Here is an 11,953-nt window from a genome sequence, read left to right on the forward strand (position 1 = left end):
CGATGGCCATGACGATCCGGGATGGCGTGCGGCTGCACTGGCGGCTGGAGGGGGCGGCCGACCGACCGGTGCTGGTGCTGCTCAACTCGATCGGCACCGACCTGTCTTTGTGGGACCGCACCGTGCCGTTGCTGCTCCCCGCCTTCCGCCTGTTGCGCATCGACACGCGCGGGGCGGGCGGGTCGGATGCGCCGGACGGCAACTATAGCCTGTCGATGCTGGCCGCCGATGTCGTCGGCGTCATGGACGATGCCGGGATCGCACGGGCGGCGGTGGCGGGCGTGTCGCTGGGGGGCATGGTCGCCATGCAACTGGCGCTCGATCATGCCGACCGGGTGTCGGCGCTGGCGCTGATCTGTACCTCGGCGACGATGGACCCCGCCGCGTGGCAGGCACGGATCGACACGGTGCGTGGGCAGGGCACCGCCACCATCGCCGCCATGGCGGTCGGCCGCTTCCTGTCGCCGGACTTCGCGGCATGTCATCCGGGGATCGCCGAAACCCTGCGCGACGGCATCGCGCGACAGGCCGATGCCGGCTATGCAGGGGCGGGCGCGGCGATCCGCGACATGGCCCTGGCCGGGCGGATCGCGAGCATCGCCGTGCCGACGCTGGTCATGACCGCGATGCTCGACGTCTCGACCCCCTATGCCGGGCATGGCGAGCATCTGCTGACCATCCCCGGCGCGCGACACATCGGCATCGAAGGCGCGCATCTGCCGCCGATCGAGGCACCGGCGGCGCTGGCGAGCGCGCTGCGCGGCTTCCTCGACGGTGACGACGCGGTAACGGCGGCCGCCGACACGTTGTTCGACGCCGGCCTGCGCCACCGTCGCCGGGTGCTGGGCGATGCGTGGGTCGATGCCAGCCTCGCGAAGCGCACCCCGTTCACCGCCGATTTCCAGGCGATGATTACGCGCATCGCATGGGGCGAGATCTGGGGCCGCCCCGGCCTCGACGACCGGACCCGCCGCCTGCTCGTCCTCGCCATCACCTGTGCGCTCGGCCGGTGGGAGGAATATGCGCTGCACGTCCGTGCCGGGCTTCGCGAGGGCGGCTTCACCACCGACGAGTTGAAGGAGGTGCTGATGCAGACCGCGATCTATGCCGGGGTGCCCGCCGCGAACACCGGTTTCGCCGAAGCGCAGAAGATCATCGCCATGCTCGAACAGGACGCCTGATGCCCGACGCCTATCTCTGCGACGCGATCCGCACGCCCATCGGCCGGTTGAACGGTGCGCTGTCGGGCGTCCGCGCCGATGATCTGGCCGCGATCCCGCTGCGCGCGCTGGTCGAGCGCAACGCCTCGGTCGACTGGGAAGCGGTCGACGACGTGCTGCTCGGCTGCGCCAATCAGGCGGGCGAGGACAATCGCAACGTCGCGCGCATGGCGGTGCTGCTTGCCGGCCTGCCCGCCACGGTGCCCGGCGGCACGATCAACCGGCTGTGCGGATCGGGGCTGAACGCGGTCGGCAGCGCGGCGCAGGCGATCCGCAGCGGCGATGCCGGCCTCGTCATCGCCGGCGGCGTCGAGAGCATGACCCGTGCGCCCTATGTGATGGGCAAGGCCGGCACCGCCTTCGACCGCGCACAGCAGATCGAGGACACGACGCTCGGCTGGCGGTTCGTCAACCCGGCGATGAAAGCGGCTTACGGCGTCGACACGATGCCGCAGACGGCGGAGAATGTTGCCGACCAGTGGCAGGTAAGCCGCGAGGATCAGGACCGCTTCGCACTGGCCAGCCAGCAAAAGGCCGCTGCGGCCATCGCCGGCGGACGGATGGCCGTCGAGATCGTGCCGGTCACGATCCCGCAACGCAAAGGCGATCCGATCGTCTTCGCGCAGGACGAACATCCCCGCGCGACCAGCCTCGACGCGCTGGCAAGGCTCAGGCCGGTCGTCCGGCCCGACGGCACGGTGACGGCCGGGAACGCATCGGGCCTGAACGATGGAGCAGCGGCGATGCTGATCGCCTCTGGGGCCGCCGCCGCTCGCCACGGCCTGATCCCGCGCGCGCGCATTTTGGGGATGGCGTCGGCCGGAATCGCGCCCCGGATCATGGGGGCAGGGCCGATCGAGGCTGCGCGCAAGCTGTGCCGGATCACCGGCGTGCGTCTCGACCAGCTCGACGTCATCGAACTCAACGAAGCCTTCGCCGCGCAGGCGATCGCGACCTTGCGCGACCTGAACATCGCCACCGACGATCCACGGTTGAACCGCAACGGCGGTGCGATCGCGCTTGGGCACCCGCTCGGCATGTCCGGCGCGCGCATCGTGATGACGGCGGCGGAGGAACTGCATCGTACCGGCGGTCGCTACGCCATGGCGTTCATGTGCATCGGCGTCGGACAGGGTATCGCCCTGATGCTGGAGCGCTGCTGAGATCGGTGCGGCCGGTGTCGTCGCCGGCATGACCATCACGCGGCCATGCAGCGATGGCGGAAGCGGTGGGATTCGAACCCACGGAACGGTTGCCCGCTCGCCGGTTTTCAAGACCGGTTCCTTAAACCACTCGGACACGCTTCCAGATCGCAGCGCTGCCTAGAACCGGTGCGGCGTATCGCGCAAGCCCCGTCGCAAACAAGAGGGGTTCATCCGCCCCGCCGCCTGTGCCAAGACTGCGCCATGGCGGGAGACCGGGTAATGCGTATCTTCAGGACGGGGTTTGCCGCACTTCTTGCCCTTACGGCCGGTGCATCGGCATCGGCACAGGATGAAAGCGGGTTTCAGGCGTATTTGCAGGGCGTGGCGGTCCGCGCGCGGGCGGAGGGCGTGCGACAGGCGACGATCGATTCGGTGCTGCCGACGCTCACCTACAATCCGCGCGTCGTCGAACTCGACCGGCAACAGCCGGGCACGTCGTCGACCAGCGCGGTTCCGCGCTTCGCCCCCTACAAGGCGCGCCATGTCGATACCGCGCGGATCACGCGCGGGCGCACCGCCTATCGCGCGCAGCGCGGCCGGCTGGCGGCGATCGAGCGCGAAACCGGGGTGCCCGAGGAGATCATGGTCGCGATCTGGGGCCATGAAACGAACTACGGCAGCTACACCGGCGATTTCGATCTGCCGCGCAGCCTCGCGACGCTCGCCTATGAAGGCCGTCGCCGCGCGCTGTTCGAGCCGGAATTCATCGCGACGCTCAAGATGATCGATCGCGGCGTGCCGCGCGACCGGTTGAAGGGGAGCTGGGCCGGGGCCTTCGGCTATCCGCAGTTCCTGCCGTCGATCTACCTGCGCCTGGCCCGGGACGGCGATGGCGACGGCGTCGCCAACATCTGGTCGAACGAGGCCGACACGCTGGCCTCGATCGCGAACTATTTCCTCAACGCCGGCTGGCGTCCCGGTCAGCCATGGGGGTTCGCGGTCGCGGTGCCTTCGGGCTTCGACCGGGGGGTCCTCACGCCGCGCTCGCTCTCGCCGCGCTGCCCACGCGTGTTCGAACGGCATAGCCAGTGGCGCACGATCGGCGAATGGCGCTCGCTCGGCGTCACGCCGTCGGATGGCCGGCGCTACGACGACGCGGTGCAGGCGACGCTGATCGAACCCGATGGTCCCAGCGCGACCGCCTATCTGCTAACCGGCAACTACCGCGTGATCCTCGACTATAACTGCTCGAATTTCTACGCGCTGTCGGTCGGGCTGCTGGCCGACGAGGTCGCGCGGTGATCGTGCCGCTGATGATCGTCGCGCTCGCGGCCGGGGCGCAGGACGCGCCACCGGTCCATGAAGCACGGCTCGACGACATCGGCCGGGCGGGGCGGACCGACGGGAGCGGCGTGTTCGTCGTCCATCGCTCGCTCGCCCCCGACAGCTTCGTCGAAGTGACCGCGCTCGATACCGGACGGATCATTCTGGCGGCGGTGAAGGCCGGCGCGCCGCTGCCGCCCGACCGTGTCGCCGACCTGTCGCCCGCCGCCGCCGCGGCGCTGGGGCTGCCGGAGGTTGCGCTGGTCGCGGTCCGCATCCGCCCGGTTACGCCCACGCCGCAGGATCAGACGGTGCTGCGCGCCGGCGGCGTGGTCGCTAGGCTCGACGCACCGCAACCGCTGCTGGTGGCGCTGCGCCGCCGCCTGCCGACGGCCGTCCGCCCGTCGCGCGAGATGCTGCGCGCGAGCGTCTCTCCTCCTGCCCGCACGCCCAAGCCGTTCCGCCCCACAGCACCCGTCGCCGCTGCCCCGGCAACCGGCCAGTGGTTCGTGCAGGTCGCCGCGCTGTCCGATGGTCCGCGCGCCGAACAACTGGCAAATTCGGTCGGCGGCGTTGTGCGACGCACGGGCACGCTGTACCGGGTCCAGGCCGGCCCGTTCGCCACCCGCGCCGCCGCCGATACCGCCCGTGCCTCGCTGGTCCGGCGCGGCTTCGGCGACGCGCGGACGATCGCCCCAAACTAACGTCCAAACGGAAGCGTATCCCACCATGCGTACAATCGCCCTGTCGAGCATCGTCGCCCTTGCCGTCGCCACCCCGGGCATCGCCGCTGCGCCTACGTTCGAGACGCCGGCCCCGGTCGCGTTCATGACCGACCTGTCGTCGGGCGCGACGCTCTTCGCCAAGGATGCCGACCGGCGGATGCCCCCGGCGTCGATGGCCAAGATGATGACCGCCTATGTCGCGTTCGACCTCATCAAGAAGGGCGATCTGAAACTCAGCGACACCGCGCTCGTCTCGCCCGAGACGTGGCGCAAATGGCACGGCCCGCAGGCCGGCTCGACGATGTTTCTGTCGGTGAACGAGAACGTCAGCGTCGAGAATTTGCTCTACGGCATCGTCGTCCTCTCGGGTAACGACGCCTGCGTCGTGCTCGCCGAGAAGATCGCCGGGTCGGAGGAAGCCTTCACCAATCTGATGAACCAGCGCGCCAAGGAACTGGGCCTCACCAACAGTCACTTCGGCACCTCGAACGGCTGGCCCGACGAAGGCCGCACCTATGTCACCGCGCGCGATCTGGCCAAGCTCGCCTCCGCCACGATCCAGAACCATCCGCAGCTCTACAAGCAGTTCTATTCCAAGGAAAACTTCACCTGGGGCAAGACGCTGGGCAGCGGCAGCGCCATCACCCAGGCGAACCGCGATCCGCTGCTCGGCAAGGTGCGCGGCGCCGACGGCCTCAAGACCGGCCATACCGAGGAAGCGGGCTACGGCTTCACCGGTTCCGCTGAACAGGACGGCCGCCGCCTCGTGATGGTGCTCGCCGGGCTGACCAGCTTCAACCAGCGCGCGAGCGAATCGGTCAAGTTCATGAACTGGGGCTTCGGCGCATGGCGCGCGCGCCCGATCGTCGCGGCGGGCAAGCGGGTCGAGACCGCCGATGTGCAGATGGGAAACGTCAACCAGGTCGGGCTGGTCGCCCCGCGCGCGCTGACCGTCACCATGCCGGCGGGCACCAACAGCCCGATGACCGCCAAGGTCGTCTACACCGGCCCGATCAAGGCCCCGATCGCCAAGGGCCAGCATATCGCCGACCTCGTCATCACCTCGCCCGACACCGGTGAACAGCGCATGCCGCTGGTCGCCGAGAGCGCTGTCGCCGAGGCCGGCTTCTTCGGCCGCGTCTGGGCGGGGCTGACCGGCCTGTTCGCTTGAGCGCCGGGCGCTTCCTGACGCTGGAAGGCGGGGAGGGGGTCGGCAAGTCGACCCAGGCCCGCGCCCTCGTCGCCGCGCTCGAAGCGCGCGGGCTCCACGCCGTGCTGACCCGCGAACCGGGCGGCAGCGAAGGCGCGGAGGCGATCCGCGATCTGCTGATGCAGGGCGACGTCCGCCGCTGGAGCGCGCATGCCGAGGCGCTGCTGTTCGCCGCCGCGCGCGCCGACCATGTCGAAAAGGTCATCCGCCCGCTGGTCGATGCCGGAAGCTGGGTCGTGTGCGACCGCTTCCTCGACAGCACCCGCGCCTATCAGGGCGCGCAGGGGATCGACGATGCGGCGATCCTCGCGCTCCACGCCTTCGGCTCGCGCGGCCTGCTGCCCGATCGCACGCTGCTGCTGACCTTGCCAGAAGGGCAGGGTGACGCCCGGGCCAAGGCACGCGATGGTGACGCTGCCGATCGCTTCGCCGCGCGCGACAGCGATTTCCACCGTTCGGTCGTCGCCACCTTCGATCGCATCGCCGCCAGCGAATCCGACCGTGTCCGGCGGATCGATGCCAGCGGCGCGCCCGACACCGTGACCGCGCGGCTGATGGAAGCGCTCGCCGACCTGCTGCCATGACCCTGCGCGGCAACGCCGCCGCCCGCGCGGCCTTCGCCGCCGCGACCGCCAGCGGCGCGCTTCACCACGCATGGCTGCTGACCGGCCCCGAGGGCGTCGGCAAGGCCAGTTTCGCGCGGCAGACCGCGATCGACCTGCTCGCCGCCCGCGAAGGCCGCGAGCGGACGGAAGCGATGATCGCCGCCAGCGCGCACCATGGTTATCGCGAACTGGTCCGCTTGCCCAAGGACCCCGACAAGCCCGATCAGGACATCGCGCGCAGCATCGTCATCAAGCAGGTACGCGGGCTGCAACCGCTGTTCGCCCGCTCGCTCGAACCCGGCGAACGGCGCGTGGTGGTGATCGACGCGATCGACGACCTCGAACGCGGTGCGGCCAACGCGCTGCTCAAGAACCTTGAGGAACCGCCGCCCGGCACGGTGTTCCTGCTCGTCAGCCATGCGCCCGGCCGGCTGCTCCCCACCATCCGCTCGCGCTGCCGCCAGCTTCGCTTCGATCCGCTCGACGATCACGACGTCGGCGCGGTGATCCGCGACCACCTGCCCGACACGCCGGACGACGAAATCGCCGCGCTGGTCGCGGCGGCCGAAGGCTCGCCCGGCCGCGCCTTGCAATATGCCGGCCTGTCGATCGCCGCGCTCGACCGCGATCTGGCGGCCATCCTCGCCGATGGCGATCCCGCCAACCGCACCCGCAGCCGGCTCGCCAAGGCGCTGTCGGGCAAGACCGCCCACCCACGCTACCTCGCCTTCCTCGACCGCGCGCCCGCGCTGATCGCATCCGCCGCGAAAGACCGCACCGGCACGGCCTTGCGCGACGCGCTCGACGCCTATGACAAGGCCCGCTCGCTTGCCGCGATGGCCCCGGCGCTGTCGCTGGTGCCCGAGACGACGGTGTTCGAAATGGCCGGCCTGATCGCGCGTCTGGCCCAGCCAGCGGATCGCTGAGGTCAATCAAAACACCGACGAAATTTGCTCCCCTCCCTGACAAGGGAGGGGTCGGGGGTGGGTAGGCCGGTTGTGGAACGCCCACCCTTCCTCGCGGACCAACCCACCCCCAGCCCCTCCCTTGTCAGGGAGGGGAGCAATGCAGAAGCCGTCTTGGATAAGCAGATGGCATCGACTCCCGGCCATTGCCGTTTCCGGGGCAGGACCCTAGAGCGCTGCCCTATGTCCGAACCCTATTACATCACCACCGCGATCCATTATCCCAACGGCCGGCCGCACATCGGCCACGCCTATGAGATGATCGCCGCCGACGCCATCGCCCGGTTCCAGCGGCAGGCGGGGCGCGACGTGTTCTTTCAGACCGGCACCGACGAACACGGGCTGAAGATGGTCAAGACCGCGCGCGACCGGGGTGTCGAGGTCCGTGCGCTGGCCGACGAAATGTCGGGCTATTTCCGTGAGATGTCGGACAAACTGAATATCTCGTGCGACCGCTTCATCCGCACCGTCGAGCCGGAACATTACGCCGCGTCGCAGGCGATCTGGCAGGCGATGCAGGATGCCGGCGACCTGTATCTCGACCGCTACGAGGGCTGGTATTCGGTCCGCGACGAGGCGTTCTACGAGGAAAAGGAACTGACCGACGGCGAGGGCGGGGTACGCCTGTCGCCGCAGGGCACGCCGGTCGAATGGACCGCCGAGGAGACGTGGTTCTTCCGCCTGTCGAAATACCAGCAGCCGCTGCTCGATTTCTACGCCGCCAACCCCGATTTCATCCAGCCCGAAAGCCGTCGCAACGAAGTGCTGCGCTTCGTCGAGGGGGGCCTGACCGACCTGTCGGTATCGCGCACCAGCTTCGACTGGGGCGTGCCGGTGCCGGGCAGCCCCGGCCATGTCATGTACGTCTGGGTTGATGCGCTGACCAACTATCTGACCGGCGCGGGCTATCCGAACGAAACCAACCGCTACTGGCCCGCCGCGCTGCACCTGATCGGCAAGGACATCGTCCGCTTTCACGCGGTCTATTGGCCCGCGTTCCTCATGTCTGCCAAACTGCCCTTGCCGCACAAGGTGTTCGGCCACGGCTTCCTGCTCAACCGGGGCGAAAAGATGTCGAAGTCGACCGGCAACGTCGTCGATCCGATGCAGCTCGCCGAACTCTACGGCGTCGACGCGCTGCGCTATTTTCTGTTGCGCGACATCAGCTTCGGCCATGACGGCACCTTCTCCGACGAGGCGATCGTCGCGCGCGCCAACAGCGATCTGTCGAACAGCTTCGGCAATCTGGCGCAGCGCACGCTGTCGTTCATCGCCAAGAACCTCGGCGGCGAACTCCCCGCCGAAGGGCGCAGCGATCCCGCCGACGCCGAACTGCTGGGAATCATCGCCGAGGCCAACGCCGCTTTCGCCCGCGCGTTCGACGATCTCGCGCTGTCGCAGGCGCTGGAGGCGTGGATGCGCGGCGTATTCGCCTGCAATCAGTATATCGACGTGCAGGCCCCGTGGGCGCTGCGCAAGACCGATCCCGATCGGATGCACGCGGTCCTCGGTACGCTGGTCCGCGCGATCCGCGATCTTGCCGTGGCGATCTATCCGGTCGTACCCGCATCGGCCGCGAAGCTGCTCGCGCAACTGGGGCAGGGGGAAACGCCGCACGCGCTGCTCGGCGACCATGGCTGGTACGCGGCTGCACAAGCGGAGGGCTTTCGCATCGCCCCGCCGACCCCCATCTTTCCCCGACTGACGATCGAGGAAACCCCCGCCGCATGAAACTGGCCGACAGCCACTGCCACCTGAACTACAAGGGCGTCGCGGAACAGCAGGGCGAGGTCCTCGCCCGCGCCCGCGCCGCCGGGGTCGCGTCGATGCTCAACATCGCGACCCGCGAAAGCGAATGGGACGCGGTGGTCGGCACCGCCGAGCGCGAGAGCGACGTTTGGGCGACGGTCGGCATCCACCCGCACGAGGCCGACCAGCATCCACATATCGACACCGCGAAACTGGTCGAACGCGCCGCGCACCCCCGCATCGTCGGCATCGGTGAAAGCGGCCTCGACTATTATTACGACCATAGCGACCGCGCCGCCCAGCAATCGAGCTTCCGCGCCCACCTCGCCGCCTGCCGCGAAACCGGGCTGCCGATCGTCGTCCACACCCGCGATGCCGAGGCCGACACGGCCGACATCCTGCGCGACGAGCTGGGGAAGGGGGCCTTTCCCGGCGTCCTCCATTGTTTCACTGGTAGCGCCGAGCTGGCCCGCACCGCGATCGACCTCGGCTTCTACATCTCGATCTCGGGCATCGTCACCTTCAAGAGCGCGCAGGATTTGCAGGCGGTTGCGCGGTCGTTGCCGATCGAGCGGTTGCTGATCGAAACCGACGCGCCGTTCCTCGCCCCGGTGCCGCATCGCGGCAAGCCGGGCCAACCGGCGTTCGTCGCCGACACCTGCCGCTTTCTGGCCGACCTGCGCGGCGAGGATGCCGACACGCTCGCCGAGACGACCTACGACAATTTCCACCGCCTGTTCGCGAAAACCCGCGCGTGAAGCTGCGCATCCTCGGATCGGGAACGTCCTCGGGGGTGCCGCGCATCGGCAACGACTGGGGCGCCTGCGATCCGGCGAACCCGCGCAACCGCCGCACCCGCGTCTCGGCGCTGATCGAGGCGGAGGGCACCCGCATTCTGATCGACACCGGCCCCGACATGCGCGAGCAGTTGCTGGCGGCCGACGTCGCCGATGTCGATGCGGTGCTGTGGACCCACGACCATGCCGATCACTGCCACGGCATCGACGATCTGCGCCAGTTGTTCCACAATCGCGGCGAACCGGTCCGGGGCTATGCCCGCGCCGACACGCTCGACAGCCTGAAGGCGCGGTTCAACTATGCGTTCGCGGGCAGGGCGGGCTATCGCCCGACGATCGCCGGCGCATTGCTGCCCGACGACATGACGGTCGGGCCGATCCGGGTGCGCTGTACCGACCAACCGCATGGCTCGATCCTGTCCGCCGGGCTGCGCTTCGACACCGACGGCCATTCGATCGGATATGCCACTGATTTCAGTGCCGTAACCGATGATATGCGCAGTCTGTATGAAGGTGTTGATGTGCTGGTCGTCGACGCCTTGCGCGTCAAACCGCACCCGACGCATCCGTCGCTGGCCGAGGCCATCAGGTTCGCGCAGGACGTGCGGGCAGGGCGTTCGATCCTGATCCACATGGACCATTCGATGGACTATGCGACACTCGCCGCGACGGTTCCGGCGGGGATCGAGCCGGGGTATGACGGGCTGGAAGTCGCGTTGTGACCGATGATCGCACGCTTTGGCTGATCTTCGGCCTGGCGATGCTGGTCCTGCCGCTGGCCTCGCTGATCGCGCGGCGTCCGTCGATCGGCGACGTGCTGCGCGCACTGGTCGGCTGGATCGTCATCGTCGGCATCGTCTATGTCGTGATCGCCCAGCGCGACCGGATCGCCACGGCATTTGCCGGCCTGAACGAACGCATCGGCGGCGCTGAACAGACCGTCGACGGCGATACCGTCCGCATCCGCGCCTCGGCCGATGGCCATTACTGGGCAACGGTCCGGCTGAACGGTGTCGAACGCCGCATGCTGATCGACAGCGGCGCGACGATCACCGCGATCTCCGACGACACGGCACGCGCCGCCGGCATCGAACCGCGTCGAAGCCCGCCGGTACTGCTCAACACCGCCAACGGCGCGATCCGCGCCGAACGCGGTGTCGCCGAAACCGTTCGGCTCGGCGGTCTGGAAACCCGCGACCTCGGCGTGGTGATCTCGCCGACGTTCGGCCGCTTCGACGTGATCGGCATGAACTTCCTGTCACGCCTCGATGGCTGGCGGGTGGAACGAGGCACGCTGATCCTTGAGGGAAGTTCGAAGTTGAATATCGGCAACTCGACTTTTTCGAACCAAACCCAGTAATTTTACATAATGTTGATTATCGGACTAGCGGAATGACGGATGTAACGACACGGATCGTCGCGATCATGGCCCGGCTGCGCGACCCGGTACACGGTTGCGAATGGGACCGCGCGCAAAGCTTCGCGACGATCGCGCCCTATACCATTGAGGAAGCCTATGAAGTCGCCGACGCGATCGCTCGGGGCGATCCCGACGATCTGAAGGACGAACTTGGCGACCTGCTCCTCCAGGTCGTCTTCCACAGCCGCATCGCCGAAGAAGCCGGCCTGTTCGACCTCAGCGACGTCGTCACCGCGATCAGCGAAAAGATGGAACGCCGCCACCCGCATATCTTCGGCGACGCCACCACCGGTGGCCAACCGATGTGGGAACAGATCAAGGCTGCCGAACGCGCCGCAAAAGCCGGGCCAGTCGGCGCGCTGGCAGGCGTGGCGCTGGGACTGCCGGCGCTCAGCCGGGCGGAGAAGTTGCAGAAGCGGGCAGCACGGGTCGGCTTCGATTGGCTCGACGCGGCGGGGCCGCGTGCCAAGATCGACGAGGAATTGCGCGAGGTGGAGACGGCCGCGCCGGACGATCGTGCCGGGGAGGTCGGGGACCTGCTGTTCTCGGTGGTCAACTGGGCGCGGCATCTCGGCATCGATGCGGAGGCAGCGTTACGCACCGCCAACGCCAAGTTCGAACAGCGCTTTGCCGCAATGGAAGCAGGTGATCCGCACTTTGCAGAACGATCGCTGAAGGAACAGGAAGCTGCGTGGGTCCAAGAAAAACAACAGCTTGCCTCCCTGCCCTGACACCCGGTTTCAACCGATCCGCCGAAAACGCCCGCTGGAGTCGGATGGCTCTGGAATGATAGG

The 11,953-nt window shown here is 68.4% G+C and carries 12 protein-coding genes and 1 tRNA gene; 12 read left to right on the forward strand and 1 reads right to left on the reverse strand.

Features of this window, described 5'->3' with window-relative positions:
- Positions 1-2 precede the first annotated feature (2 nt).
- Both ASG37_RS03830 and pcaF read left to right on the forward strand, forming a co-directional pair.
- Positions 3-1,181, forward strand: a complete 1,179-nt coding sequence (locus ASG37_RS03830; RefSeq protein ID WP_055756206.1) for an alpha/beta fold hydrolase — start codon at positions 3-5, stop codon at positions 1,179-1,181.
- Positions 1,181-2,383: a 3-oxoadipyl-CoA thiolase gene (gene pcaF, locus ASG37_RS03835; protein WP_055756208.1), complete on the forward strand. Its 1,203-nt coding sequence runs from the start codon at positions 1,181-1,183 to the stop codon at positions 2,381-2,383. The genes ASG37_RS03830 and pcaF overlap by 1 nt, the downstream gene beginning before the upstream one ends.
- Before the next feature lie 54 nt (positions 2,384-2,437).
- Here pcaF and ASG37_RS03840 read toward each other — a convergent pair.
- Positions 2,438-2,527 (reverse strand) — tRNA-Ser (locus tag ASG37_RS03840).
- A 117-nt stretch (positions 2,528-2,644) separates the two neighbouring features.
- Between ASG37_RS03840 and ASG37_RS03845 the strand changes: the two genes are divergently transcribed.
- The 10 genes from ASG37_RS03845 (at position 2,645) to mazG (ending at position 11,890) form a co-directional block, all read left to right on the forward strand.
- Positions 2,645-3,667 carry a lytic transglycosylase domain-containing protein gene (locus ASG37_RS03845; protein WP_235525209.1) on the forward strand — a complete coding sequence of 341 codons (1,023 nt, stop codon included), beginning with the start codon at positions 2,645-2,647 and terminating at the stop codon, positions 3,665-3,667.
- A complete protein-coding gene (locus ASG37_RS03850; RefSeq protein WP_156349151.1) occupies positions 3,664-4,392 on the forward strand; it encodes an SPOR domain-containing protein in 729 nt (242 codons plus the stop codon). The genes ASG37_RS03845 and ASG37_RS03850 overlap by 4 nt, the downstream gene beginning before the upstream one ends.
- A gap of 25 nt (positions 4,393-4,417) precedes the next feature.
- Positions 4,418-5,584, forward strand: a complete 1,167-nt coding sequence (locus ASG37_RS03855; protein WP_055756213.1) for a D-alanyl-D-alanine carboxypeptidase family protein — start codon at positions 4,418-4,420, stop codon at positions 5,582-5,584.
- Positions 5,581-6,207 (forward strand): dTMP kinase, encoded by a 627-nt coding sequence (gene tmk, locus ASG37_RS03860; protein ID WP_055756214.1) that lies wholly within the window; start codon positions 5,581-5,583, stop codon positions 6,205-6,207. Before ASG37_RS03855 ends, tmk begins: the two co-directional genes overlap by 4 nt.
- Complete coding sequence (locus ASG37_RS03865; RefSeq protein WP_055756215.1) at positions 6,204-7,154, forward strand: AAA family ATPase; 951 nt, start codon at positions 6,204-6,206, stop codon at positions 7,152-7,154. The genes tmk and ASG37_RS03865 overlap by 4 nt, the downstream gene beginning before the upstream one ends.
- 222 nt (positions 7,155-7,376) lie before the next feature.
- Positions 7,377-8,924, forward strand: coding sequence for a methionine--tRNA ligase (metG, locus tag ASG37_RS03870; RefSeq protein ID WP_055756217.1), 1,548 nt, complete (start codon positions 7,377-7,379; stop codon positions 8,922-8,924).
- Positions 8,921-9,700, forward strand: coding sequence for a TatD family hydrolase (locus ASG37_RS03875; protein WP_055756219.1), 780 nt, complete (start codon positions 8,921-8,923; stop codon positions 9,698-9,700). Before metG ends, ASG37_RS03875 begins: the two co-directional genes overlap by 4 nt.
- Positions 9,697-10,461 carry an MBL fold metallo-hydrolase gene (locus ASG37_RS03880; protein WP_055756221.1) on the forward strand — a complete coding sequence of 255 codons (765 nt, stop codon included), beginning with the start codon at positions 9,697-9,699 and terminating at the stop codon, positions 10,459-10,461. The genes ASG37_RS03875 and ASG37_RS03880 overlap by 4 nt, the downstream gene beginning before the upstream one ends.
- A complete protein-coding gene (locus ASG37_RS03885; RefSeq protein ID WP_235525210.1) occupies positions 10,458-11,099 on the forward strand; it encodes a TIGR02281 family clan AA aspartic protease in 642 nt (213 codons plus the stop codon). Before ASG37_RS03880 ends, ASG37_RS03885 begins: the two co-directional genes overlap by 4 nt.
- A gap of 32 nt (positions 11,100-11,131) precedes the next feature.
- The gene (mazG, locus tag ASG37_RS03890) at positions 11,132-11,890 is read left to right on the forward strand and encodes a nucleoside triphosphate pyrophosphohydrolase (protein WP_055756223.1); all 759 of its coding nucleotides are present in this window, start codon (positions 11,132-11,134) and stop codon (positions 11,888-11,890) included.
- Positions 11,891-11,953 lie beyond the last annotated feature (63 nt).

Source organism: Sphingomonas sp. Leaf407, assembly GCF_001425385.1.
Classification (GTDB): Bacteria; Pseudomonadota; Alphaproteobacteria; order Sphingomonadales; family Sphingomonadaceae; genus Sphingomonas.

Excerpts from the sequence above, each read along its gene's own strand:
- ASG37_RS03830 (WP_055756206.1), top strand. The coding sequence starts at position 3 with ATGGCCATGACGATCCGGGATGGCGTGCGGCTGCACTGGCGGCTGGAG.
- ASG37_RS03865 (WP_055756215.1), top strand. The coding sequence starts at position 6,204 with ATGACCCTGCGCGGCAACGCCGCCGCCCGCGCGGCCTTCGCCGCCGCG.
- ASG37_RS03875 (WP_055756219.1), top strand. The coding sequence starts at position 8,921 with ATGAAACTGGCCGACAGCCACTGCCACCTGAACTACAAGGGCGTCGCG.
- ASG37_RS03845 (WP_235525209.1), top strand. The coding sequence starts at position 2,645 with ATGCGTATCTTCAGGACGGGGTTTGCCGCACTTCTTGCCCTTACGGCC.
- metG (WP_055756217.1), top strand. The coding sequence starts at position 7,377 with ATGTCCGAACCCTATTACATCACCACCGCGATCCATTATCCCAACGGC.
- pcaF (WP_055756208.1), top strand. The coding sequence starts at position 1,181 with ATGCCCGACGCCTATCTCTGCGACGCGATCCGCACGCCCATCGGCCGG.
- mazG (WP_055756223.1), top strand. The coding sequence starts at position 11,132 with ATGACGGATGTAACGACACGGATCGTCGCGATCATGGCCCGGCTGCGC.
- ASG37_RS03855 (WP_055756213.1), top strand. The coding sequence starts at position 4,418 with ATGCGTACAATCGCCCTGTCGAGCATCGTCGCCCTTGCCGTCGCCACC.